The sequence below is a fragment of the Arthrobacter crusticola genome (assembly GCF_004357995.1).
Lineage (GTDB): Bacteria > Actinomycetota > Actinomycetes > Actinomycetales > Micrococcaceae > Arthrobacter_D > Arthrobacter_D crusticola.
This window is the reverse complement of record NZ_SMTK01000004.1, coordinates 175,020-197,557: the sequence shown is the minus strand read 5'-3', so window position 1 is coordinate 197,557 and position 22,538 is coordinate 175,020. Positions and strand designations below refer to the sequence as shown.

General features: G+C 69.5%; 22 protein-coding genes. 9 read left to right on the top strand and 13 right to left on the bottom strand.

What is annotated here, in order from left to right; genetic code table 11:
• Positions 1 to 14 precede the first annotated feature (14 nt).
• The 4 genes from E2F48_RS12600 to rox all read right to left on the bottom strand — a co-directional run bounded on the left by E2F48_RS12600 (position 15) and on the right by rox (position 4,208).
• A complete protein-coding gene (locus tag E2F48_RS12600) occupies positions 15 to 311 on the bottom strand; it encodes a WXG100 family type VII secretion target (protein ID WP_133404328.1) in 297 nt (98 codons plus the stop codon).
• A 108-nt stretch (positions 312 to 419) separates the two neighbouring features.
• The gene (locus E2F48_RS12595) at positions 420 to 1,946 is read right to left on the bottom strand and encodes a LysM peptidoglycan-binding domain-containing protein (protein WP_133404327.1); all 1,527 of its coding nucleotides are present in this window, start codon (positions 1,944 to 1,946) and stop codon (positions 420 to 422) included.
• Between the two features lie 57 nt (positions 1,947 to 2,003).
• Positions 2,004 to 2,597 (bottom strand): LURP-one-related family protein, encoded by a 594-nt coding sequence (locus E2F48_RS12590; protein WP_133404326.1) that lies wholly within the window; start codon positions 2,595 to 2,597, stop codon positions 2,004 to 2,006.
• 162 nt (positions 2,598 to 2,759) lie between these two features.
• Entirely contained in the window at positions 2,760 to 4,208 is a 1,449-nt protein-coding gene (gene rox, locus E2F48_RS12585) for a rifampin monooxygenase (RefSeq protein WP_133404325.1), read from the bottom strand.
• A gap of 293 nt (positions 4,209 to 4,501) precedes the next feature.
• Here rox and E2F48_RS12580 point away from each other — a divergent pair, with 293 nt between their 5' ends.
• From E2F48_RS12580 to E2F48_RS12570, 3 genes are all read left to right on the top strand, one after another.
• On the top strand, positions 4,502 to 5,503 hold the full coding sequence (locus E2F48_RS12580) for a phosphotransferase family protein (protein WP_133404324.1): 1,002 nt from the start codon (positions 4,502 to 4,504) through the stop codon (positions 5,501 to 5,503).
• 80 nt (positions 5,504 to 5,583) lie between these two features.
• Positions 5,584 to 5,955, top strand: coding sequence for a YtxH domain-containing protein (locus tag E2F48_RS12575; RefSeq protein ID WP_133404323.1), 372 nt, complete (start codon positions 5,584 to 5,586; stop codon positions 5,953 to 5,955).
• Entirely contained in the window at positions 5,955 to 6,473 is a 519-nt protein-coding gene (locus tag E2F48_RS12570; RefSeq protein WP_133404322.1) for a DUF6328 family protein, read from the top strand. The genes E2F48_RS12575 and E2F48_RS12570 overlap by 1 nt, the downstream gene beginning before the upstream one ends.
• Here the strand turns inward: E2F48_RS12570 and E2F48_RS12565 are convergent.
• The 4 genes from E2F48_RS12565 to E2F48_RS12550 form a co-directional block, all read right to left on the bottom strand.
• Positions 6,465 to 7,289 (bottom strand): glycerophosphodiester phosphodiesterase family protein, encoded by an 825-nt coding sequence (locus E2F48_RS12565; RefSeq protein WP_133404321.1) that lies wholly within the window; start codon positions 7,287 to 7,289, stop codon positions 6,465 to 6,467. The genes E2F48_RS12570 and E2F48_RS12565 overlap by 9 nt on opposite strands.
• A gap of 31 nt (positions 7,290 to 7,320) precedes the next feature.
• Positions 7,321 to 8,130, bottom strand: a complete 810-nt coding sequence (locus E2F48_RS12560; RefSeq protein WP_133404320.1) for an HAD family hydrolase — start codon at positions 8,128 to 8,130, stop codon at positions 7,321 to 7,323.
• 73 nt (positions 8,131 to 8,203) lie between these two features.
• A complete protein-coding gene (locus E2F48_RS12555) occupies positions 8,204 to 9,121 on the bottom strand; it encodes a carbohydrate kinase family protein (RefSeq protein WP_133404319.1) in 918 nt (305 codons plus the stop codon).
• A 62-nt stretch (positions 9,122 to 9,183) separates the two neighbouring features.
• Positions 9,184 to 9,660, bottom strand: coding sequence for a PGPGW domain-containing protein (locus E2F48_RS12550; RefSeq protein WP_133404318.1), 477 nt, complete (start codon positions 9,658 to 9,660; stop codon positions 9,184 to 9,186).
• A gap of 142 nt (positions 9,661 to 9,802) precedes the next feature.
• Here E2F48_RS12550 and E2F48_RS12545 point away from each other — a divergent pair, with 142 nt between their 5' ends.
• From E2F48_RS12545 to E2F48_RS12535, 3 genes are read left to right on the top strand one after another with little or no spacing between them, the layout of a single operon-like run.
• Complete coding sequence (locus E2F48_RS12545; RefSeq protein WP_133404317.1) at positions 9,803 to 10,807, top strand: ring-cleaving dioxygenase; 1,005 nt, start codon at positions 9,803 to 9,805, stop codon at positions 10,805 to 10,807.
• On the top strand, positions 10,800 to 11,447 hold the full coding sequence (locus E2F48_RS12540) for an alpha/beta hydrolase (protein ID WP_133404316.1): 648 nt from the start codon (positions 10,800 to 10,802) through the stop codon (positions 11,445 to 11,447). Before E2F48_RS12545 ends, E2F48_RS12540 begins: the two co-directional genes overlap by 8 nt.
• A gap of 4 nt (positions 11,448 to 11,451) precedes the next feature.
• Positions 11,452 to 12,246: an isocitrate lyase/PEP mutase family protein gene (locus tag E2F48_RS12535; RefSeq protein WP_133404315.1), complete on the top strand. Its 795-nt coding sequence runs from the start codon at positions 11,452 to 11,454 to the stop codon at positions 12,244 to 12,246.
• A gap of 3 nt (positions 12,247 to 12,249) precedes the next feature.
• On the opposite strand, the gene E2F48_RS12530 is transcribed toward E2F48_RS12535, so the two are convergent.
• Entirely contained in the window at positions 12,250 to 13,086 is an 837-nt protein-coding gene (locus E2F48_RS12530) for an alpha/beta hydrolase family protein (RefSeq protein ID WP_133404562.1), read from the bottom strand.
• Positions 13,087 to 13,212: 126 nt separating this feature from the next.
• Between E2F48_RS12530 and E2F48_RS12525 the strand changes: the two genes are divergently transcribed.
• Positions 13,213 to 14,325, top strand: coding sequence for a GTP pyrophosphokinase (locus E2F48_RS12525; protein ID WP_133404314.1), 1,113 nt, complete (start codon positions 13,213 to 13,215; stop codon positions 14,323 to 14,325).
• Positions 14,326 to 14,405: 80 nt separating this feature from the next.
• Here the strand turns inward: E2F48_RS12525 and E2F48_RS12520 are convergent, their stop codons facing one another.
• From E2F48_RS12520 to E2F48_RS12510, 3 genes are all read right to left on the bottom strand, one after another.
• Positions 14,406 to 16,790, bottom strand: a complete 2,385-nt coding sequence (locus tag E2F48_RS12520) for a phosphoketolase family protein (protein ID WP_133404313.1) — start codon at positions 16,788 to 16,790, stop codon at positions 14,406 to 14,408.
• A gap of 52 nt (positions 16,791 to 16,842) precedes the next feature.
• Complete coding sequence (locus E2F48_RS12515) at positions 16,843 to 19,380, bottom strand: ATP-dependent DNA ligase (RefSeq protein ID WP_133404312.1); 2,538 nt, start codon at positions 19,378 to 19,380, stop codon at positions 16,843 to 16,845.
• 84 nt (positions 19,381 to 19,464) lie between these two features.
• Positions 19,465 to 19,959 (bottom strand): SRPBCC domain-containing protein, encoded by a 495-nt coding sequence (locus E2F48_RS12510; protein ID WP_133404311.1) that lies wholly within the window; start codon positions 19,957 to 19,959, stop codon positions 19,465 to 19,467.
• A 68-nt stretch (positions 19,960 to 20,027) separates the two neighbouring features.
• On the opposite strand from E2F48_RS12510, the gene ku reads away from it, so the two are divergent.
• Both ku and E2F48_RS12500 read left to right on the top strand, forming a co-directional pair.
• A complete protein-coding gene (gene ku / locus E2F48_RS12505) occupies positions 20,028 to 20,861 on the top strand; it encodes a non-homologous end joining protein Ku (protein ID WP_133404310.1) in 834 nt (277 codons plus the stop codon).
• A complete protein-coding gene (locus E2F48_RS12500; protein WP_133404309.1) occupies positions 20,861 to 21,106 on the top strand; it encodes a hypothetical protein in 246 nt (81 codons plus the stop codon). The genes ku and E2F48_RS12500 overlap by 1 nt, the downstream gene beginning before the upstream one ends.
• Here the strand turns inward: E2F48_RS12500 and nhaA are convergent.
• Complete coding sequence (nhaA, locus tag E2F48_RS12495) at positions 21,103 to 22,473, bottom strand: Na+/H+ antiporter NhaA (protein ID WP_246018937.1); 1,371 nt, start codon at positions 22,471 to 22,473, stop codon at positions 21,103 to 21,105. The genes E2F48_RS12500 and nhaA overlap by 4 nt on opposite strands.
• Between the last annotated feature and the right edge of the window lie 65 nt (positions 22,474 to 22,538).

The following is a 22,538-nucleotide window of genomic DNA, read 5'->3' as shown; positions in this document are numbered from 1 at the left end:
ATCGGGGAGGCCGGTCAGCGGCTGAGCGTCGCGCCAAGCTGGTTGTCGGTTTCGTTGAAGGCCTGGCCCACGTTGCGGACGTACTGGCCGATGCCTTCGAGGCTCTGGTTGACCTGGTCGAAGCCCCGGGCGAACTCCTCGAAGAACGGCTGGAAGCGCTGCTGGGCCGCGGGGGTCCGATAGCCCTCGGCCAGCAGGCCGTCGATCTTGCTGCGGACCACGGTGAGCTTGGCCTGCAGCTCGGCGAAGTGGTTCATCATCTCGCTGGAGGTGCTTTCGGTAGCCTCGCTGTCGACGTCAAACTTGGGCATTGGTTTCTCCTTCGGTTGGGCCGGGGGTCCGGCTGGTGTCGGTCACCTAGTACACGGAGGCGGTTCGGGTCCGGTTCAACACCAGGGCGATTTGATGTGGAAAGCGGCTCACACGCCGGTGGCCGTCAGCGTCCGGCCGAGGATGGGAACGGTGAGCATGCCGTCCCGGGAGACGGTCCACCGCCAGTGGGCCCCTCTCAGGGGACCCGGATACACCGCAATCCAGCCGCTGCCCGGCGCCGAGCAGCGGGCTACGGCGTCGTCGAGTTCCTGCGGGGACCGTCCCGGCTGGATCAGCAGCACCCCCGTCAGCTGTCGGAGGACCTGAGTGCTGGTGATGAGACCGGCCTGCCGGGGGCGGTGGGCCGGCGGCGGGAGGAGCCCGAACCGGTCGAGGTCCTCAACGGTGGCGACGGAGGCCGAGCGGGGAAGATCGGAGGGGCCGAGGGACAGGAGAGCGAGCTGCGGTGCGGCCAGGCCGAGCTGGGTCACCACGGAGCGGGCGACGTCGCGGGCGAGCGCGGGGTCCCCCTCGATACCCAGGGCTCCCCGGCACTGGGCGAAGTCGAGGAAGACCTGCTCGGCGGGGTCCCCGCCGACGCGGGCGAGGATGGGCGCGGCGTGCGCCGCGGCGGGAAGGGGTTGGGTGCGAAGGTGGCCCGGCAGGGGATCCTCAGAAGATTCCCCGGGGTGGCCGAGCACCTCGGCCCCATCGGCGCGCACGCTGACCGCCACCGCCGGTGGAAGGAAGGTGGAGCTGCGCAAGGCGGCCGCCGCCGCGGTAACGGCGGACGTGTCCTGCTGCCAGAGGGCGAGCAGTTCGGAGCGCAGGCGCAGCAAGGCCCGACGCCGCCAGCCAGCCACGACCCAGTCGCGCGCCGCCCGGATCAGGGCGCGGAACCGGCGCAGGCGCAGCCGGATCCGGCGGCGCAGCACAATCGCCGTCGTCAGCACCGCCACCCCAAGCCCGCCCAGGACAGCGAGCACGATCGGCCAGCGGAGGCGGTCCAGGAGGGCGTTCGATTGTGCCTTGTCCGCAGCGTCCCCGGCGGCCGGCTCCGCTTCACTGCCGGACTCATTGGCCGCATTCCCGGGCTCCGCTTCACTGCCGGACTCATTGGCCGCATTCCCGGGCTCCGCTGCGCCGTCGGGTGCACCGGCGGCGGCCCCGGTGTCCGCTGCCGCCCCGCCTGACCCGTCGGCGGCGTCGGCGGGCTCGTCCAACAGCGCTGCGCGGACATCAGGGCCCTGCGCGTCGTCGGGCAGGATAAGGATCCAGCCGGCCTCCAACGCCGCCGGGTCGGTCAGCGCCGACCCGTCCGACTGGCGGCGGCCCGCGTTGAGGTCGAAGATCTCCTGCGCCCGGCCGGGGTCCCCGAGGGTGCGCCCGGCGACCTGCTCGAGGGAGTCCGGGGCGCCGCCGTTCTGGCCGGGAGCGCGGACGATGGCGACCTTGACCTCCCGCCCCGGTTCCTGATTCCGGGCAGGGATGGAGACCGCGGCCGCCGGGGGCAGGCTTCCCGCCACCGGAGGCCCTCCGGTGGCGACAGCGGCGAGCACGGCCAGCTGTGTGAGGCGGAGGGCAGCGGTGCGGGAGCGTCTCAGGGCGCGCGGAAGCCCGTTAGGTGGTGTCACGCCCTCCACACGTAAAGGAAGGGCGGGTGGTTCAACGCCCGGCGGACCGCTTTTCGGTCAGCGCTCCTGCAGGGCGTCCAGTGCCACCGCCATGGCGGCCGCGACCCTGCCGTCGAGGCGTGCGCCCGGCACTGTGACGTCGTACCGGTCCCGCAGCGAACGTCCCCGCTCGGAGGTCATCACGAGCTGACCGGAGGCATCGACGAAGTCGAAGTGGAACACGAACGGTGCGGGCAGGGACTCGGTGAGTGGCACGAGATCCCAGAGGCGGCGCGCGATGGCCACTCCGGCGCTGCGTTCGCTTCCCACGGCCTGCACCCCCGGAGCGTCGAGGTGCCAGGTGGAGCGCAGCAGCGACTTGCCGAAGTCCTTCCGGAAGCTGCCAATCGGGGTGCCGGCGGCGTCGAGGACGTCGTAGGTGGCGCCGAGGTCGAAGCGCTGCCGGGCCTTGAAGGAGAAGATCGGGGTCTTCCGTGACTCGTCGGTGTAGAAGGTCACCTGCTCCTTGAAGGCCGCCCGCTTCTGCTGGGCGACGGCGAGCAGCCCGGCCGGCTGCCCGTTCCCGTCGACGGCCCGGATCTCGTAGCGGTTCACCATCAGGGTGATCTTCTGCGCAACGGCGAAGCGTTCGATGCCCTGCAATACGTCCATGCTTGTTCTCCTTGGCGGTCGCTGGGTGGACTGGCTTGGTGGAGATCGGTGCTGCGTCCTGTGACGGTCAGCATACCCACAGGCACGACGCCGGTGCGCTCCCGTCCGCCTCCCGGAGTGCCGCGCCGACCGTCGACGGGCGGTCCAGCGACGGGCGCTCCTTCAACGGGCCGTCGTGGGGGCGCCGGTGGACGGTGTGCCGAACCAGCGCAGCAGCTGCGCGTCGAGGCCCGGCTGGTCCGCGCCGGCCCAGGCCACGTGCCCGTCCGGCCGGATCAACACGGCCGGTTGGTCAAGTTCGTCGCTGCCATCCAGAACACCGTCAACCCGGCCCTCCCAGCCGCGGATGGACAGGCTCCCGGTCCGGTCGAGCAGCAGGCCGCGTCCGCGGTGCATCAGCCCGTACAGCCGTCCCCGAGCCAGAGGCATGTCACGGAGCCGCCTGCCGACCAGGTCCGGTCCGCCCCCGAAGTCGTACCGGATTCCGATGGCCGTGATCTTCCCGACCAGGAAGCGGCTCACGACATCGAAGTCCATCAGTTCCGTCAGAAGCCGGCGGACGGCCTGCGGGCCGGGGCCGGCGGCCATCAACTCGCTCTGCGCGCGGGTGTTGTTGAGGACATCGGCGGCCACCGGGTGCCGCTCGGCATGGTAGGTGTCCAGCAGACCGGCCGGTGCCCAGCCGGAAAGCTCGGCGGCCAGCTTCCAGCCCAGGTTGAATGCGTCCTGGATACCAAGGTTCAGCCCCTGCCCGCCGAGCGGGGGATGGACGTGCGCGGCGTCGCCCGCCAGGAACACCCGTCCGACCCGGTAGTGCTCGGCCTGGCGCGTCGCGTCACCGAACCGGGACAGCCAGCGCGGCGAGTGGACACCGAAATCGGTGCCGGCGATGGCCCGCAGCTGGCGCTTCACCTCCTCAAGCGTTGGAGGAACCGCCCGGTCTTCCGCGACGCCGGCGGCTGGGACGACGACGCCGTGCAGACCGCTCCCCGCCGGGCCGACCCCGAACCCCTTTTGGGTGCTGCGGACCCTTTCCACGACGGCCTTCACTTCCTCCGGCGGGGCCGTCAGTTCCATCTCGCCCCGAAGCCATTCGTTTTCGGCCGGCTCGCCCGGGAAAGGAACGCCGAGCAGCTTGCGGACCCGGCTGTGGCCGCCGTCGCAGCCCACGAGGTGGCGTGCGCGCAGCTTCGTTCCGTCGGTGAGGTCCACCGTCACACCGCCGGGGTCCTGCTGCAGGCCGGCCACCTCACTACCGCGCCGGATATCGGCGCCGAGGCCGGCCGCGTGCTCGGCGAGCAGGCGGTCGGTGACCGGCTGCGGGATGCCGAGAACGTACCCGTGGGCGGTATCCAGGTGTTCGGGCCACGGTCTGTCGATCCCCGCGAAGTGGCCGGCGCCCGGATACCGCCGGCCGTGCGCGAGGAACCGGCCGAGCAGCCCGCGCTGATCCAGGATTTCGATGCTACGGGCATGCAGGCCGAGGGAGCGGACCTGCCTGGTCGGCTCCGCGTCTTTCTCAAGCACCACGACGCCCACACCGTGGAGCCGCAGTTCGCCCGCCAGCATCATTCCGGTCGGTCCACCGCCGGCGATGATTACATCGATCATGAGGTCCCCTTCAGCACGTAGTGCGGCGGCCGGTCTCCCCGACCCGCCCAGGAACGCACTCCCTGTCGTCCGCCCGCAGTGCGCCATTGTGCCCGCGGGAGGGGGCCTTGCGGCAAGATCCCCCCGGCGCGGTATCCTGAAGACGGCAGGGAGATGACGGTCTCACTGCCTTGTGTGTGGGAATTTCAGGCGTCCGCGGCGGGCGGCAGCGCTGAGTAGGATGAGGAAATGACTGGCACTCCTCGACGCGTACCGTCCCCGTCCGGGCACGCCGGCCCCCGGCAGGTGGCCCGATGACCGACCTGCAGGCCCTGTGGGCCGGCCGCGAGTGGCGCAGCCAGGCCGAGCAGTGGATCCAGCTGGTGCTCGAGAGCTTCTCGGTCCGGCAGACCGGTCCCATCGAGCAGCCCCGCATCCGGTTCTGGTCCACCCAGCTCACCGTTCCCACCGACCTGGGCGTGCTGTGGTTCAAGGAGAACAATCCCGGGCAGCTCGCGGAGGCCTCGGTGGTTGCGGCCCTGGCCGAGCTGGTGCCGGACCACGTGGTGAAGCCCCTGGCGGTGGAACCCAGCCGCGGCTGGATGATCACCCCCGACCACGGCGCCACCCTGGCGTCCCTGAGGTCCAGTGACTACCAACTGTGGGCCCGGGTCCTGACCGACTTCGCGGACCTCCAGAAGGCCCTCATCCCACACGCCGACCGGCTCACCGCCGCTGGGCTGGTGAACATGAATCCGGAGGTCGCGGCGAACTTCGTCGAAAACCAACTGCTGCTCCACACCGGACTGCCCGCCGAACATCCGATGTTCCTCTCGCATCAGGGCGCCGACCACGTGCTGGCCCAGCTGCCGCGGATCCGTGCCGCGGTGGAGACGCTGCGCGCCCTCGGCGTGCCGCTCTCGCTCGACCACAATGACCTCCACCCGCGCAACGCGTTCCTACCCGGCTCGAGCACCGAACCGCTGCGCTTCTTCGACTTCGCCGACGCGTACTGGGCGCATCCGTTCAGCGCCCTGCTCGTACCGATCACCCTCATGTGCGAGCAGTGGGCGACGACGCCGGCGGATCCCCGCGTCCGGCTGGCGGTGGGGGCCTACCTCGAGCAATGGACCGACTTCGCGCCGCTTTCCGCCCTGCAGGCCTCCCTTGACGCCGCCCTGTACCTGGGGCGGGTCCACCGCTACGGAGCGTGGCTGCGGCTCCTTGTCTACGCCGATGACGCCTCGATGAGCACCTACGGCCCGGGTGCGCTCGAATACCTCGCGGACCTGACCAAGCCGATCCTGTCGGCATGACCCGGCGGTGCTGTGACAAAACCGGCCGGTTCCGGCTAGGGTCAGGGCACACCGTCGAACTGTAGACAGGGGTATGCAGCATGAAGAACAAGATTGTCTTCGCAGCAGGAATGGCCGCCGGATACGTCCTCGGCACGCGGGCCGGCCGGGAGAGTTATGAGGCGCTCAAGGCCCGGGCGGAAAGCCTGTGGAACAACCCCCGCGTCCAGGAGAGCGTCTCCGGGGCCACCGGCGTCCTCAAGGAGAAGCTGCCCGCCGTCCAGGAGGGGACAAGCGGCGCCGTGAAGAAGGCCCAGGGCGCGCTCTCCGGCGTGCTGAACAAGGATGCCAGGCACGCTGGCGGCGGCCGCCTTGCCGATGTCACCGGCCCCAGCGGCGGAAAACCCGGCATCGTCGCCGATCCTCCCTTTGAAAACCAGTCCGACGCCACGAGGCCCGACCTCACCCCCTGATGCCGCCGCGGAGGGGAGCCGCCGTCCGGCAGGAGGACGGCCGCGGGGAGAGCACCAACCAGCGCCTCGACCGCAACTGGCTCGAGCTGCTCCAGGAGCTGCGGGTCATGCAGACCGGCATCCAGATCCTCACCGGGTTCCTGCTGACCCTGCCCTTCCAGGGTAGGTTCGATGAGCTCGACCGGTTCCAGGTCGTCGTTTACCTGGTCCTGGTCACGCTCTCGGCCATCATCACCGCCGTGGTGCTGAGCGCGGTGAACCTCCACCGCGTCCTCTTCGGCCTCCAGGTCAAGGCGGCGCTGGTCCGCAGCGGGGACCGCATCATGCGGGCCAGCATCGGCCTGACCGGCCTGGTCCTGTCCGGAACGGCGGGGTTCATCTTCGACATCGTCCTCGGCCGGAGGGCGGGGTTCCTCGTCACCGCCGGCCTCCTCGTTGTCGTGGTCCTGCTGTGGGTCGTCTATCCCCGGCTGGTGCGCAGCCGCGCCGTCGCCGGCCGGGCCGGCGGGTCAGTCTGAGCCGGCAGGCGGGTCAGACTGAGTCGACCGGCTCTGCGGCCAGGACCCGCGTCGGTCTAGGACGGCGGCCAACTGATCGGCTCGGTCCGAGACGAGGCCGTCGACGCCCTGGTCGAGGAGCCGTTCCATCGCGTCCGGTTCGTTGATGGTCCAGACGTGGACCTGGAGTCCGGCCTTCCGGCACCGCCGCACGTAGCCCGGGGTGACAACAGGCATCCCGCGGTAGGTCAGGGGCACCTGCACGGCGTCAACCCGTGCGGCCCGGCACAGCGGCCCGGTCAGCCCGAGGTGGCCTCCGAGGCGGATCAGTCCGTTGACGGCCATTCCCGCCGAGGACGCCGTCGGTGCCTCGAGAAGCCGCAGCACCCGGAGCCTGCGGAGGTCCGAAAACGAGGCGACGAGCACCCGGTCGTGGGCGCGCAGCCGGTTGATGAGGTCCGCGAACGGTTTCACCGACCCCTCGTCTTTGATATCGATGTTCAACCTCATCTCCGGCCACCGGAGCAGGACCTCCTCAAGGGTGGGGATCGGCTCGCCGCCCCGGATCCTCACCCCGGCCAGCTCCGCGCGGGTCCGGGCGGAGATCGGGCCGCGGGCGTCGGTGACGCGGTCGAGGGTTTCGTCGTGGAAGACCATCACCACCCCGTCCCGGGTGCTCCGCACATCGATTTCGAGGTACCCGAAACCCAACCGGGCCGCCTCGGCGAAGGCGGACAGCGAGTTTTCGGCGCCGGCCGGGGAGAAACCGCGGTGGGAGAACCCCAGCGGACGCTGTCGGCCGTCGGGGCCGGTGTTCCGGAAGTAGGCGAGCGTCATGGGTGCAACCCTAGTGCGGCCCATTCCAGCATCAGGCGGTCCGCAGCGCCTCCAGGCGCAGTTCCAGGACCTGCGCGACGCCGTCGTCCTCGAAGGCCGGGGCCTTGAGGTTGGCCGCGGCAAGGGCGTCGGGGTGACCCGAGGACATGGCGTAGCCCGATCCGGCCCAGCTCAGCATCTGGATGTCGTTGGGCATGTCACCGAAGGCGACGACGTCCTCCGCCTCAATGCCCAGCCCCTCCGCGTAGCGGGAGAGGGTCACTGCCTTGTTGATGCCGGGCACCGCCATCTCCAGCAGCGCGATGCTCGGCGCCGAGTGGGTGGTGGAGACGAGATGCTCGACGGCGGGGGCGACGGTCCGCAGGAATTCATCGGGTGTCACCTCGCGCTCCCGTGCGAGGAACTTGATCACCTGCTCGCCGGGCAGCGACTCCTCGAAGGGAACGGCCTGCACGCCGCCGAGCAGCTCTGAGGTGCCGGGGTCGGCGAAGCCCGACTCGATCTTAAAGCCGCTGATCGTTTCGGCGGCAAACCCCGCCGCCGGATACAGTCCGCGGATGATGTCGCGTGCCTCGAGAATGCTCCCGGTGTCGAGGAGATGGGCATCGAGGACACGTTCGGCACCCAGGTCGTAGGTCACCGCTCCGTTCGAGCAGATGACCGTACCCTGGTGCTGCAGCTGCTCCCGCAGCGGATCGAGCCAGCGCGGAGGCCTGCCGGTCACGAAGACCACCTCGACTCCGGCGGCCGCGCAGTCCCGAAAGGCCCGGACCGTCCGCTCGCTCATCCTGCCGTCGTGGCCGACGATCGTGCCGTCAAGGTCGCTCGCCACGAGGCGCATGCGTCACTCCTTCTTAAAGATGGGACATCAACCCTACCCCCGCTGAGCGGGTGCCCGTACCGGGCGCCGGCTGTCAGTGGGTGAGTTCGTGCCGGGTGGGAGGGTTCGCTCCGGCCCGTGAGACGGTCACCGCCGCGGCGCGGGCCGCGTAGGCCAGGACGCCGGTGAGCTGCGCGGTGGTGATGCGCCGCAGCTCGCTGCGCCGGTGGGCGCCGTCCAACTCAAGGTCGACGAGGGCGCCGAGCAGGGCCGCCATGAAGGAATCCCCGGCGCCCACGGTGTCCATGACGCTGGTGACCGGCGCGCTGACCTCGGTGTTTCCGGCGGCACAGATACCCCACGGCCCCTTCGAGCCGCGGGTGACAACCATCACCGACGGACCAAGGGTCAGCCACTCCCGTGCCGATTCAAGGGCAGGGCGGCCCGGGTAGAGCCATTCGAGGTCCTCGTCCGAGGCCTTCACGATGTCGGACAGCGCGACGAACCGTTCGGCCTGACTGCGGGCGAACCCGCGGTCCGCAATGATGCTCGGCCTGCAGTTGGGGTCATAGGAGACGGTGGCCAGCGGATGGGCCACCTCGACCAGGGCCAGCACGTCGGCGGCCCCGGGGGCCAGCATCGTGGCGATGGATCCGACATGCAGCAGGGTGGTTCCCTGCAGCAGCTCCTCCCTGCGCTCAAGGAGCCCGGGCAGCTCCCAGACGAGCTCGAACTGATATGCCGCTCCTCCTGCGGGGTCGAGGCGGGCCGTTGCGACACTCGTGGGCTTGGAGTCGGGGGCGATCGGGAACAGCACCGAATTGTCCGACAGGTAGCTGCGGATCAGGTGCCCGTAGTCGTCGTCGCCGTAGCGTCCGATGAACTGCGCGGGGTGGCCCAGCCGGGCCAGGCCCACCGCGACGTTCATGGGGCTTCCCCCCACGTGCACGCGGGTCGGGGCGGTGTCGCTGACAACTTCGTCGATGAGGGTTTCCCCGATTACGGTGAGCACCAATTCAAACTACCAGTCCGGGCTGAACGCGCGCTTGGAATGACGTGCGCCCCCGGCTGGGGCTATCCGCCCTCCGGGACGGCTGTTTTTCCGGGCGGGGGCTTGCCCCGGAAGCGCCGGACACTGTAGACGATAAGGACCAGGGCGATCAGGGAGGACAGAACCATGCTGATACCCGTGGCCGAACCCCCGAAGAGCCACCACCTGGATTCAATGGGCCACCAGGCCGGCACCCCGGGCTGCACGGTCCAGACAACTCCGCACCCCATGACGGCGAAGGCGCAGAGGCAGCTCGCGGCGATGCGCGGGATGGTCTTCACGCCGATGGCTGCCGCATGGAAGGCCCGCGCCTTCATGGGGGCAAGCCGGCGGCGCGCCCAGGCGTACTGCTGCGAGAGGATGGCGAGGCCACCGACGAGCATCAGCAGGCCGGGGCCGGGAAGGACAAGCGCCGCGAAGCCAAAAACCACGCAGGTCCAGCCGGTCACTTCGATGCCGGTGCGCCGCACCCATCCATGCACCCTGATTTTTGCGGCCATTGACACAGGATGACACACCATCCTGAACGAATTCGACGGGTGGATCCCGCCACCTGCGAAGCACAGGAACAAAACCTAAAGTACATTCGTTTGCATATACACCTCCGGCCGGGGGTGGAGTTCTTCGAAGAGGGGTTTGACGGTGACGGCAAATACGAGCGGTTTGCACCATGTGACGGCGATTGCGGGGGATCCGCAGCGCAATGTCGATTTCTATATCCGGGGCCTCGGACTGCGCCTGGTGAAGCGGACGGTGAACTTCGACGATCCGGGCACGTACCACCTCTACTACGGCGACGAATCCGGCCGTCCGGGCTCGCTGCTCACCTTCTTCCCCTGGAAGGGTGTCCCGGCGGGCAGGATCGGCGCCGGACAGTCAACGACCACCGCTTTCTCGGTGCCCCAGGGCACCCTGGGCTGGTGGCAGAGCCACTTTCAGGACCTCGGCGTCGACTCGCAGATCACCGGAAGCTCCTCGGCGGAGGAACGCCTGTCGCTGAGGGACCCGGACGGGCTGCAGATCGACCTTGTGGCATCCTCCCTCGAGGATCCCCGCGACCCGTGGGACTCGGCATCCGTGCCGGCACAGTATGCGGTGCGCGGACAGCACTCCTCGGTGCTGACGGTTGCCGACCCCGAGGGCACCCTGGCGACGCTGACCCAGGACCTCGGCCTGGACATTCTCTCGGAGGGTGCGGACAGGTACCGGCTCTCGACCGGCGCAGGCGAGCCGGGCACGGTGGTCGACGTGATCGCCGACCCGCGCGCCGACCGCGGCCTGATCGCCGGGGGCACCGTGCACCACGTTGCCTTCCGCGTCCCGGACAAGGCCACCCAGGAGGCCTGGCGGGACGAATTGACCTCCCGCGGGCACGCCGTGACCGAGATCCTCGACCGGCAGTACTTCACCTCGATCTACTTCCGCGAACCCGGCGGCACCCTGTTCGAGATTGCCACCGACACCCCGGGCTTCAATATCGATGAGCCGCTGCTCGAGCTGGGCCGCGGCCTGAAGCTCCCGCCGTGGCTTGAGCCCAGCCGCGAGGCCATCGCCGCCTCCGTGGCCCCGCTGAGCCTGCCCGAGGAAAACAACCCCAGGCTTGCCGGGTCCGCCGGGGGCACCGCGACGGAGCCGACCGATGACTGAGACCCCGGCAACCCCCGCGCACCCCTGGCCGCACGTTTTCGAACCCGGCGACCCCGGGACTCCGGTGCTGCTGCTCCTGCACGGCACCGGCGGCAGCGAGCACGACCTGCTCCCCCTGGCCCCGCGTCTGTCCCCCGGGGCCGGAATCCTCTCCCCCCGCGGGCCGGTGAGCGAGAACGGCATGAACCGGTGGTTCCGGCGCCTGCGGGAGGGCGTGTTCGACACCGCCGACGTGGTCGCCCGGGCCGGGGAGCTTGCAGGCTTCCTCGGCTGGGCCCGGGAGGCCTACGGCCTCGGGGACCGGCCGGTGGCCGCTGTGGGCTTCTCCAACGGGGCCAATATCGCCCTGGCGACCGCGCTGCTCCACCCCGGAGAGCTCGACCGGGTGGTGGCCTTTTCTGGCATGTATCCCCTGGATGCGCACCCCGTCGACACCGACCTGGCCGGCACCCGCGTCGCACTGTTCAACGGCGCCGAGGACCCCATGGCCCCCCAGGACAGTGTCGAACGGCTCACCGCGGTCCTCCAGTCCCACGGCGCCGACGTCGAGCGCGCCACCCACCCGGGCGGCCATGGAATCACCGCCGACGACGTCACAGCCGCCGCTCTGTGGATCGGCCGGGCTGGGGTCGTAAGGTGAAATCATGACTACACCGAGCAGCTCGCCCGCTTCCCTGTCCGCCAAGGCCACGGAGTTCCTCAACCTCCACCGCGCCCCCGAGATCCTGCAGGTCGTCAACGTGTGGGATGCCATTTCCGCCAAGACCATCGCCGACGTTCCCGGAACCCGCGCGCTGGCCACGGCGGGTCACTCCATCGCGTCGAGCCTGGGCTACCAGGACGGCACCGTCCCGCTCGATCTCATGATCGATTCCATCTCCCGTATTGCGGCGGCGACCGAGCTGCCCGTCAGCGCCGACCTCGATGGCGGGTACGGCAATGCGGGTGAGACCGTGCGGCGCGCGATCGGCGTGGGCATCATCGGCGCCAATATCGAGGACCGGATGGAGCCCCTGGCCGACTCCGTGGCAAAGATGGAGGCAGCGGTGAAGGCCGGCGAGGCGGAAGGCGTCCCCTTCGTGCTCAATGCCCGCACCGACGCGTTCGTGCGCGGCGCGGGCCGCGACCCGAAGGAGGTCCTGGCCGAGGCGATCGAACGCGGCCGGGCGTACCTCGAGGTCGGCGCGTCGACCGTCTTCGTCCCGGGCCTCTTCGACGAGGACACGGTGCGTGCCCTCGTCGAAGGCATCGGGCAGAAGCGCCTCAGCGTGATCGGGATTCCGGGGTCCCTGGCCCCGGCCCGGCTCCAGGAACTGGGCGTGGCCCGCATTTCCTACGGCCCCTTCACCCAGCGGGTGGCCCTGACGGCCCTCGCGGACACCGCCGCGGACCTGCTCAACGGCGGCGTGCTGCCCGAAGGCATCCGCGCCCTGAACTAGGGCTCATCCGGCGGAGCCCTGCCGGGTGGTGGCGGCCCGGTCGACGGCCGCAACCACCCGCTCCCACGCTTCAGTGCCGGGAGTGATCATCGCGAAATGGTCGCCCGGAATCGGCAGGAGCTCCGCCGCCGAGCCCGCCCGCGCGGCGGCGGCCACATAGCTTTCGGACTGGCTCAGCGGGACCGTTGTGTCCTCCTCCCCGTGCAGCGCGTAAACGGGCACGGGAAGGGGCACCGCCGTCATGGGATCAGCCCACCGGTACCGGTCCGGCTCGTCCGCCGGGGATGCGCCGAGCAGGGCCTCGACGGCGCCGTTGCTGAGGTTCAGGTCGTGCGCCTGGGCGAGATTGAGCACTCCCGACTGGCTCACGACCGCCGTCAACGGCACCGCCGCCGGGCCCGCGCCCGGGGCGTCGGCGGGAAGGCCGTCGCGCCCCGCAGCCCACACGGCGAGGTGGCCGCCGGCGGAGTGGCCCAGGGCCGTCACGGCGGTCAGGTCGAGTCCGTGCCGCGCCGCCGCCTCGGCCAGAAGGTCGATCCCGGCTCCGATGTCCTCGAAGGTCCCGGGCCAGCCGCCGCCGTTGCCGACCCTGCGGTACTCGAGGTTCCAGCAGGCGTAGCCCCGGTCCGCCAGGTCCCGGGCCAGCGGTTCTCCCAGGTCGGCACCGTAGGTCGAACGCCAGTACCCGCCGTGGATGATCACCACCACCCCCGGCTGTGAGGCCGGTGAGGGCAGATAGAGATCGGCGAACTGGCTGGGATCGGAGCCGTAGCGGTAGCGCCGGGCGGCGCCGTCGGCCGGCGTCCCGGCACGGTTGGCCGGGCGGGCGCAGCCGGGCAGCACCGCAGCTCCCAGCGCGCCGAGGAGTGCCAATACGTTGCGTCGTCCCGGCTGGTTCACACCGGAAGCATAACCGTCGCGGCCGGCGGCTAGGATTGCAGAAACGCCGAGACCGGGAGGCCCTTTGTGAGCGCGTGGGATGACCTCGACGACCGCCTGCGCCCGGCGGTCGAAGCGTCGACGCGGGAGTTCACGCGGGTGCGGCCCCAGCTCGAGGCGGTGACCGAGGAGATGCGCCGCAGCATCTCGGCGATCTTCGACCCCTCGGACCTGCGGCCCCTGTTCGTCACCGCGCGCACCAAGACGGTCGAATCCTTCCGCGACAAGGCCTCCCGGATCCTCGCGCCCACCGAGCCGGGGGCGGTGCCGGCGCTCGTTTTCCCCGACCCGCTGCGCAACCTCACCGACCTCGTCGGGATCCGGGTCATCACCACCCTCCCCCATGAGGTGGACCTCGCCGCGAACCTCATCAAGCGCCAGCGGCAGGACTTCGATTGCCGCGGGGACCGCGAGAAGGACATCGGGTCGATCGAATCGGGCACCTACGGGTACTCGAGCCGGCACCTGATCATGCGCAGCATCCACAACGACGTCGTCCGGCGGTACCAGCAGGCCCTCGACCCCGATTCCAAGGCCGGCGGCAGCTACCTCTTCGAGGTGCAGGTCCGCACCGTCCTCGCCCATGCCTGGTCCGAGATCGAACACGACATCCGCTTCAAGGCCTCCAATCCCAAGGCGTGGAGCCCCTACTTCGACCGGCAGTTCACCGGGACGGCCGCGATGCTCGAAACCGTCGAGTCGGCCTTCGCCGAGCTCCACGAACGCTACGAGACGGTGACCGGGTTCTGGGACGAGGCCGGAGAGGGCAGCGCGCCGCTGACCCCCAACCGTATCCGGCACGTCTGGAAGACCCTGCTGCCCCACGTCGACCGGAAGGCCGACGACAACTGGGGCTGGGCCGCCGAACTCCTTGCCGCCCACGGGCTGCGAACCACCCTCGAACTCGTGGCCCTGCTGCAGGCCGACACCATCACCACGGTGCGCCGCGCCCTCGACCACCGGTACTCCCCCGGCCCCGACCGGCTGCTCGACGACATGCTGCTCTGGCACTACGGGCAGCGCCACATCGACCTCACGGCCGAGGCCCCCGACGCGGAGTCCACTCCGCGCCGGGACAGCCTCCAGCGCAGGATGCGCTCGATGCAGAACTACCGGGCCCTGCAGGAGAACACCCGTTGAGCCCCGCCGCCCATCGCTCCCCGGTTTGAGGTCCGTCCGCGGTGCCGGGCCGCAGGGGCCCGGCTACCCGATGGCGGTTCCTAGTTCTGGGAATCGTCGGGCGAGGACTCGTCGAGGGTCCAGCCGGTGATGAAGCCGGCGTCCTCCCCGGCGTCCCGGGTGTGCTGCCAGGCACGCTGCCGCTGGTCCTGCAGCGACTGGCGCAGCGAGGCCTGGGTGGAACCGAGCGACGGGACCCGATCGATCACGTCCATGGCCAGTGAGTACCGGTCGATCTGGTTCAGCATGGCCATGTCGAAGGGTGTTGTGGTCGTCCCCTCCTCCTTGTAGCCGCGGACGTGAAGGTTCGCGTGGTTGGTTCTGCGGTAGGTCAGGCGGTGGATCAGCCACGGGTAGCCGTGGTAGGCGAAGATCACGGGTCGATCAGTGGTGAACAGGTTGTCGAACGCCCGCGCCTTCAGCCCGTGCGGGTGCTCGGCGTCGTCCTGCAGCCGCATCAGGTCCACCACATTGACCACCCGGATCCTCAGCGACGGGATGCCCGCCTTGAGCAGGCCCGCCGCCGCGACCGTCTCGAGCGTCGGCACGTCGCCGGCGCAGCCGAGGACGACGTCCGGATCCGCTCCGGCGTCCTCTCGCCCGGCGAAGTCCCATACCCCGATGCCCCGCCGAACGTGCAGACGGGCCTCCTCGGGCCCGAGCCAGGTGGGATTGGGCTGCTTGCCGGTGATGATCACGTTGACGGTGTCCCGGGTCTGCATGCAGTGCTCGGTCACGGCCAGCATCGTGTTGGTGTCCGGCGGCAGGTAGACGCGGATCACGTCGGCCTTCTTGTTCACCACGTGGTCGATGAACCCGGGGTCCTGATGGGAGAACCCGTTATGGTCCTGCTGCCACACATGGCTGGAGAGCAGGTAATTGAAGGACGCGATCGGACGGCGCCAGGACAGGTCCTGGTGCACCTTGAGCCACTTGGCGAACTGGTTGAACATCGAGTCGACGATGTGGACGAACGCCTCGTAGCAGTTGAACACTCCGTGCCGTCCGGTGAGCAGGTAGCCCTCGAGCCAGCCCTGGCAGAGGTGCTCACTGAGCACCTCAAGGACCCGGCCGGAGCGGGCCAGATGCTCGTCGACCTCCTCGGTGCGTGCCTGCCACGCCTTGTCGGTGACGTCGTAGACCGCCGAGAGCCGGTTGGACGCCGTCTCGTCGGGGCCGAAGACGCGGAAGTTCGTGGGGTTCGCCGCGATGATGTCGCGCAGGTACCCGCCGACGGTGATCATCGGGCTCACCTTTTCGCTGCCCGGTGAGTCCACCTTCACGGCGTGGCCGAAGTAGTCGGGCAGCTTGAGGTCGCGCAGCAGCCAGCCGCCGTTGGCGTAGGGGGTGGCGCTCATCCGCAGGTCGCCCTCCGGCGCGAGGGAGGCGAGATCGGGGCGCAGCTCCCCGGTTTCGGTGAAGAGCTCCTCCGGTCCATAGGACCGCATCCACTCCTCGAGCTGGCGCAGGTGCCCGGGGCTGGTATGGATCTCCGACAGCGGCACCTGGTGGGAGCGCCAGGTGCCCTCGACCTGCTTGCCGTCGACGACGTCGGGCCCGGTCCAGCCCTTGGGCGAGCGCAGGACGATCATGGGCCAGCGGGGCGTCCCCTCCGGGAGGTCCCCGTCCGACCGGGCCCGCTGCTGGATGTCCCGGATCGTTGTGAGGCATTCGTCCAGGGCCGCCGCGAAATCCCGGTGCGCCTGCGCGGTGGCGCGCGGGTCGCTGACGGTGACGAAGTGGGGCTCGTAGCCGTAGCCGGACATCAGCTGCCGCAGCTGCTCTTCGGGCATGCGGGCCAGCACCGTGGGGTTGGCGATCTTGTAGCCGTTGAGGTGCAGGATAGGGAGTACGGCGCCGTCGAGGGCGGGATTGAGGAAGTTGTTGGAGTGCCAGCTTGCCGCCAGCGGGCCGGTTTCGGCCTCCCCGTCGCCCACCACGGCCACGGCCAGGAGGTCCGGATTGTCGAACACGGCGCCGTAGGCGTGGACGAGGGCGTAGCCGAGCTCACCGCCCTCGTGGATGGACCCGGGCGATTCGGGGGCCGCGTGGGAGGGGATGCCGCCGGGGTAGCTGAACTGCTTAAACAGGTCCTTCAGACCGGTTTCATCCCTGCCGATGTGTGAGTACACCTCGGAGTACGTTCCCTCGAGCCAGGCGTTGGCGACATTGGCCGGTCCGCCGTGGCCGGGGCCGGTGACGAACAGCATCGCCTGCCGCTGTTCCCGGATCACCCGGTTCAGGTGGGCGTAGACAAAGTTGAGGCCCGGGGTGGTCCCCCAGTGGCCGAGCAGCCGGGCCTTGACGTCGCCGCCTTCGAGCGGGCGCTTCAGCAGCGGGTTGTCACGAAGGTAGATCTGGCCGACGGAGAGGTAGTTCGCGGCCCGCCACCAGGCGTCGAGCCGCTCGAAATCGGGTTCCGGCATGGTGTTCCTCCTCGGATTGAACGACGCCGGCGGAGGCCTCCGCCGGCGGGTCTCAGTTTTCGACGGTCACATCGGAGGGTTTCTTGTCCGGCCGCCAGCCGCGCCAGACCGGGTGCCGCAGCCGGCCCCCGCCGGTGCGTTCGCTGTATTGGACCTCGCCGACGAGGGCCGGGCGCACCCAGCGCGCGTCCGCGGCGTCGGGGGCGGGGACATCTGGCAGGGGCGCTGTCTTGCGGGCCATCTTCTTCAGCCGGCCGCCCACCTCGGCCAGCTCCCGGTCGGTGAGCCCCGAACCCACCCGGCCAAGGTACTTCAGGTTCACCCCATCGGGCACCGCGACCAGGAGGGAGCCGATCTTCGAGGCGCGGTTGCCCTTCCCGGGGCGCCAGCCCACCACCACCACCTCCTGGGTGCGCTGGTGCTTGATCTTCAGCCACGCCTCCGTACGGGTTCCGGGGCGGTACACGCTGCTGCGGCGCTTGGCGACAATGCCCTCGAGCCCCAGGTCCCTGCTGGCCTCAACCGCTTCGGCCAGGGTGGCGTCAAGCTGCTCCGGTACCTGGATATGCCCGTCCTCCGGAGCGCTGACGGCGCCGTCGAGGATCTCCCTGCGGTTGCTGTAGCCGAGGGGGAGCAGGGAAGTGCCGTCGAGGTCGAGGAGGTCGAAGAGCATCAGCCGGACCGGTGTCCTCGCCCGGGCGGCGTCGATCTCGGCGGCCGAGGTGAGTTTCATCCGGGTCTGCAGCAGGCTGAAGTCGGGCCGGCCGCCGTCGTTGAGGGCCACGATTTCGCCGTCGAGCACCGCCGTCTCGGCGTTCACATAGTCGGCAAGGTTCCCCAGTTCCGGGTAGAGCAGGCTCATGTCATTGCCGTTGCGGCTCAACAGGCGCACGCCGCCGGCGGCGACGACGGCGATAGCCCTCACCCCGTCCCACTTCAGCTCGAACGCGAAGTCGGATTCATCGGGCAGGACCGTTGCGGAGGCCAGGGTCGCCAGCATGGGCGGCACGAAGTCAGGGGCGGCGCCGGGCCCGATGGTGCCATTCCCGGTCACCGGAAGATCCACCGATGGAACCGGACCGGAAAACCCTTCCGGGCCGGCCGCGGAGGCGGCGAGCCCGTCCCCGGTGACGGCAGCGGAGGAAGCGGAAGCCGACTGGTCCTTCATGAGGTGGATGAGCCAGTTGCGTCCTCCCGCCCCGGAACCGCCGGTGTTGATCAACGCGTACCGCCGGACGGCGCTGCCGGAACGGGCCAGGCCGCCGTTTTCCTTCCCGTACAGGGTGCAGATCACCTCTTTGCCGTCGCGCCACTTCTCCAGCTCGTAGGTTCCCGCATCCCAAATGGTCATCTCGCCCGCCCCGTATTCCCCCTTGGGAATATTTCCCTCGAAGGTGCCGTATTCCAGCGGGTGGTCCTCGGTCTGGACCGCCAGGTGGTTCCGGTCCGGCGTGGCGGGCGGGCCCTTGGGCAGGGCCCACGAGACGAGCACTCCCTCGCGCTCCAGCCGGAGATCATAGTGGAGGCGGCGCGCATGGTGTTCCTGGATGACGAAGCTGTTGCCCCCTGACGCTCCCACGGCGTCGGGCACGGGTTCCGGGGTCCTGCCGGCGTCGCGCATCGCCCGGTACTGGGCCAGGCGGTCCGGGGCGGAGCCCGCCGCGCCGCCGGTGCCGGCACCGTCCTGCGGGTCCGGATCGAGGCCGGCCAGGATGTCCCCCTGTTCCCGGACGCGCCGGAGCATCTCCCGGTAATCGAGGTGGGCCAGATCCGGGTCGTCGAGCTCGGCCCAGGTGCGCGGCGCGGCGACCGTCGGGTGGAAGCGTCCGCGCAGCGAATACGGCGCCACGGTGGTCTTATTCCGGTTGTTCTGGCTCCAGTCCACCAGAACGCGCCCGCCGCGCAGGGACTTCTTCATGTCGCTGACCGCCAGGTCGGGGTGGTCGGCCTCGAGGGCGCGGGCCAGCTCGTGGGCGACGCCGGAGACCTGCTCGGAGGTCAGCTTCCCGTCCAATCGGCAGTACAGGTGGAGGCCCTTGGAACCGCTTGTCACCGGCCACGGTTCAAGGCCCATGCCGGTGAGGATCTCCCGGGCCAGCCGGGCCACCTCGGCGCATTCGGCCAGGCCCGCTCCCGGCCCGGGGTCAAGGTCGAGCACCATCCGGTCCGGGTTGCCCACCGCCGAGTGCGGGCCGAACCGCCACTGGGGCACATGGACCTCCAGGGCCCCGATCTGACCAAACCAGGTGAGGGTGGCCAGATCGTTCACCACCGGGTACACGTTCGTGTGGTCCTTGTGCCGGATCGGGTGGCGGGGCAGCCAGGCCGGAGCCGCGGCGTCGAGGTTCTTTTGGAAGAAGACCTGGCCGGGGGCATCGGCGGTCCCCACCCCGTGCACCCAGCGCTTGCGGGTCGCGGGCCGGTCGCGGGCATGCCGGATCAGGGGCTCGGCCACCGCCGCGTAGTACGCCAGCACATCGGCCTTGGTGGTGCCGGTCTCCGGGTACAGCACCTTGTCCAGGCTCGAGAGCCGCAGGGAACGCCCGTCGACCGTGACGGTCTGCACACTGCGGGAACCCGGGAGAGCCATTTCCCCAGTGTTGTCCGGATGGGCGCCGAATTCCACTACCGGAAGGCCGCGGATCCTCCCGTCACCCTCACCCCGTGCGGCGGGTCAGGACGAGAACTGGGAGGTGTACCGGTCGACGTAGACCTGCCAGAGGGCCGGATCCTGGCCGAGGTCGCGCTCATTGAGGTAGTCGTCGAGACCCATCAGGGTCAGGTGCCAACCGGCGGCGGAAACGGCGATCTGGGCGGAATCCGCAGGCGAAATCGTCAGCACCAGCAGGGTGCCGCCGTCCTCCTGTCGCGTGAACTCCCACCGCAGGACCTCCCGGTCCCAGGTGAAGGCCAGCACCGTGGGCTTGGAGGCCTCAAGCACCGTGCCCTTCAGCGGTCGCTGGCCCGGTACCTTGAAGATGACCTCGGCGTCCCGGCGCGGCAGGATGTCCATTTCGGCGGGGAACCAGTACTTGAGCTTGCCCGGATCCGTCAGGTGCTTCCACATCACCGCCGGCGGGACAGCGAACCGCATCTCGAAGCGCAGGGCGGGTGCGCCGTCGTCGGTGGTGGTGCGGCTGACTGTCGGTTCTGCGGTGGAGGAAGTCACCTATCCATCGTAGACCGCGGAAAAACCGGCTCTGGCTAGGTGTGCTGCCGGTGGTGTTCACTTGTTCCATGAGAGCCATCTGGAAGGGAGCCGTCGCGTTCGGGCTGGTGAACGTGCCCGTGAAGGTGTACAGCGCCACCGAAGACCACGACATCGGCCTCCACCAGGTCCACGACAAGGACGGCGGGCGGATCCGCTACCAGCGACGGTGTGAGATCTGCGGGGAAGTGGTCGACTACAAGAACATCGACAAGGCCTACGACGACGGCGAGCACACCGTGGTGCTGACCGAGGAGGACCTCAGCTCCCTTCCGGTCGAGAAAAGCCGTGAGATCGAGGTGGTCGAGTTCGTTCCCAGCGACCAGATCGACCCCATCATGTACGACCGCTCCTACTTCCTTGAGCCCGATTCGGCCTCCACCAAGGCGTATGTGCTGCTCCGGAAAACCCTCGAGGAGACCGACCGGACGGCGATCGTCCAGTTCTCCCTCCGGCAGAAGAGCCGGCTCGGTGCACTGCGGGTCCGCGGCGAGGTCCTGATGCTCCAGTCGCTGCTCTGGGATGACGAGGTGCGCGAAGCCTCCTTCCCGGCGCTCGAGGAAAAGGTGCGCATCTCCGCCAAGGAGAAGCAGATGTCCGCGGCCCTCGTCGATTCCTTCTCCACGGACTTCGACCCTGAGAACTTCACCGACGAATACCAGGTGCAGCTGCGCACCCTGATCGACGCGAAGATCGAGAAGGGCGACACGCTGAGCACCGAGGAGACCTTCGGCGCGTCGGAGGAGGACGATACCAACGTCCTCGACCTGATGGAGGCCCTGCGCCGCAGCCTCGAGAAAAACCGCGAGAAGAAATCCGGCGGCAAAAAGGACTCGAGCAGTTCCAAGAAGAAGGGAGCGTAATGGGTTTCTTCACCGACTCCCACGGCAGGCAGGGCATCGCCCAGCGCCCCAATGCCCTGATCCTGGCCTGGGCCGGACTGGGCGCGGCGTCCCTGATGGCACTGAAGGACGAAAACCGCAGGGTGCTCGGCCGGGCCAGCACCGCCAGCCTCGCCATCTGGGCCGTCCTTGAGGCCGCCGCCGGCGACAGCGGGTTCCGCAGGACGGCCGGAGCGCTGACCCTGGCCTGGCTGGTGCGGCGCTAGCGTTCCTCAAACACATCCGGGACGCCGTCCCGGTCGGCGTCGACCGTTTCCTTGGCTTCGATCTGCCGGTAGTGGCGGTTGCGGAAGCGCAGGATGAGGGCCGCCGCGAGCGCGGCGAGGAGCGAGCCGATCAGCACCGCGACCTTTGCGTGGTCGTCCTCGGGGGTGCCCTGGCCGAAACCGAGCTCCGCAATGAGCAGGGAGACGGTGAAGCCGATGCCAGCCAGGATGGCGGCCCCGGCGATGTCCACCCAGGACAGGTCGGGGTCGAGGTTAGCCTTTTCGGCCTTGGTCACGAGCCAGACCGCCAGCAGGATACCGACCGGCTTTCCGACAACCAGTGCCAGGACGATGCCCACGGCGATCGGGTCGGTGATGGCGCTGAGGAACCCCGAAGCGCCGCCGATCGTCACCCCCGCCGAGAAAAAGGCGAAGACCGGCACTGCGACACCTGCTGACAGGGGCCGGATGCGGTGCTCCATCGTGTCCGCCAGCCCCTCGGCGTCCGGCACGGTGGAGCCCACGGCCTGGGCTTTCCGCGGGGGCCGGACCGGAATGGCGAAGCCCAACAGCACCCCTGCCACCGTGGCGTGGATCCCGGAAGCGTGCACCAGGGTCCAGACGATGAATCCGAGGGGCAGCAGGATCAGCCACGGCGCCATCACGTGGCGCTGGAAGAACCGGGAGAACCGGTGGGCCAGGAAGGCGTAGAGCGCAAGCGGAAGCACTGCCAGCAGCAGGGGCGCAGCGGCGATGTCCCCTGAATAGAAGAAGGCGATGATGCTGATGGCGATCAGGTCGTCCACGACGGCCAGGGTGAGTAGGAAGATCCGCAGTGCCCCGGGAAGGTGGGATCCGACGACGGCGAGCACCGCCAGGGCGAAGGCGATGTCGGTGGCCGTGGGAATCGCCCAGCCCCGCAGGGCGTCCGAGCCGCTGGTCAGGATCACCGCAGCGTAGATCAGCGCGGGCACCACGACTCCCCCTACAGCGGCGGCGACCGGCACGATGGCACGGGAGAAGCGGCGCAGATCACCGGCGACGAACTCCCGCTTCAGTTCGAGGCCTGCGAGAAAGAAGAAGATGGCCAGCAGGCCGTCGGCCGCCCAGGCACCGACACTGAGTTCGAGGTGCAGCGGTTCGTAGCCGAATTTGGTGTCGCGCAGGGCGAAGTATCCGTCGGCGGCCGGAGTGTTGGCGAGGATGAGCGCCAGCGCCGTCGCGAGGAGCAGGAGCGCACCGCCCACCGTCTCCTTGCGCAGGATCGCTGAAATCCTTCGATGTTCGGGGTAGCTGGCACGGGTGAAGACCCGCTTGGCCGCGGGCCTGCCGGAAGGGTTCAGGGGTGGGGAGGGCGTGGAGGACAAGAAAAGCTCCTTGTGTCGGCGGTCACTTGAGACAGCGCCGACCAGACTTCCCGGCTCACCGCTGT

What these genes read in the sequence shown, in the direction of transcription:
- E2F48_RS12600 (WP_133404328.1), bottom strand. Translation starts at nt 311, where the DNA reads ATGCCCAAGTTTGACGTCGACAGCGAGGCTACCGAAAGCACCTCCAGC.
- E2F48_RS12590 (WP_133404326.1), bottom strand. Translation starts at nt 2,597, where the DNA reads ATGGACGTATTGCAGGGCATCGAACGCTTCGCCGTTGCGCAGAAGATC.
- rox (WP_133404325.1), bottom strand. Translation starts at nt 4,208, where the DNA reads ATGATCGATGTAATCATCGCCGGCGGTGGACCGACCGGAATGATGCTG.
- E2F48_RS12580 (WP_133404324.1), top strand. Translation starts at nt 4,502, where the DNA reads ATGACCGACCTGCAGGCCCTGTGGGCCGGCCGCGAGTGGCGCAGCCAG.
- E2F48_RS12575 (WP_133404323.1), top strand. Translation starts at nt 5,584, where the DNA reads ATGAAGAACAAGATTGTCTTCGCAGCAGGAATGGCCGCCGGATACGTC.
- E2F48_RS12570 (WP_133404322.1), top strand. Translation starts at nt 5,955, where the DNA reads ATGCCGCCGCGGAGGGGAGCCGCCGTCCGGCAGGAGGACGGCCGCGGG.
- E2F48_RS12565 (WP_133404321.1), bottom strand. Translation starts at nt 7,289, where the DNA reads ATGACGCTCGCCTACTTCCGGAACACCGGCCCCGACGGCCGACAGCGT.
- E2F48_RS12560 (WP_133404320.1), bottom strand. Translation starts at nt 8,130, where the DNA reads ATGCGCCTCGTGGCGAGCGACCTTGACGGCACGATCGTCGGCCACGAC.
- E2F48_RS12550 (WP_133404318.1), bottom strand. Translation starts at nt 9,660, where the DNA reads ATGGCCGCAAAAATCAGGGTGCATGGATGGGTGCGGCGCACCGGCATC.
- E2F48_RS12540 (WP_133404316.1), top strand. Translation starts at nt 10,800, where the DNA reads ATGACTGAGACCCCGGCAACCCCCGCGCACCCCTGGCCGCACGTTTTC.
- E2F48_RS12535 (WP_133404315.1), top strand. Translation starts at nt 11,452, where the DNA reads ATGACTACACCGAGCAGCTCGCCCGCTTCCCTGTCCGCCAAGGCCACG.
- E2F48_RS12520 (WP_133404313.1), bottom strand. Translation starts at nt 16,790, where the DNA reads ATGCCGGAACCCGATTTCGAGCGGCTCGACGCCTGGTGGCGGGCCGCG.
- E2F48_RS12515 (WP_133404312.1), bottom strand. Translation starts at nt 19,380, where the DNA reads ATGGCTCTCCCGGGTTCCCGCAGTGTGCAGACCGTCACGGTCGACGGG.
- ku (WP_133404310.1), top strand. Translation starts at nt 20,028, where the DNA reads ATGAGAGCCATCTGGAAGGGAGCCGTCGCGTTCGGGCTGGTGAACGTG.
- E2F48_RS12500 (WP_133404309.1), top strand. Translation starts at nt 20,861, where the DNA reads ATGGGTTTCTTCACCGACTCCCACGGCAGGCAGGGCATCGCCCAGCGC.